The sequence below is a fragment of the Flagellimonas flava genome (genome assembly GCF_050617915.1).
GTDB classification, from domain to species: Bacteria; Bacteroidota; Bacteroidia; order Flavobacteriales; family Flavobacteriaceae; genus Flagellimonas; species Flagellimonas flava_A.
The window spans coordinates 1-275 of the sequence record NZ_JBODQE010000053.1 but is presented as its reverse complement, the minus strand read 5'-3'; the positions used below and the strand labels follow the sequence as shown (position 1 = coordinate 275).

Sequence of the window (275 nt, the reverse complement as noted above, 5' to 3'; positions counted from 1 at the left end):
TTCAACAAATAGTTCTCGAACTTTAACTCTTGCGCGTTGCAGCCCCATTTTTGCTCCTGAATGGCTTAAACCTAATCTTTCCGCAATAACATTTTGTGGAATGTTATCGATATCACTCCAATACAAAGGCACAGCATATTTTTTTGGTAGGAACTGTATCATTGGAATAATAAAATCATGAACTGAAAGTTCAAATAGATTATTTTGATTATCTACTAAAGTATTATTGTATTCTAGTAAGTGGTTTACTTTATTATTTTTGAAGTAGTCGTAAA

Annotated in this window: 1 protein-coding gene; it reads right to left on the bottom strand. The window is 31.3% G+C overall.

Features of this window, described 5'->3' with window-relative positions:
• Nucleotides 1–275 (bottom strand): hypothetical protein (locus ACRHOZ_RS20945; RefSeq protein WP_431130212.1); only part of this gene is annotated, 275 nt, incomplete at both ends.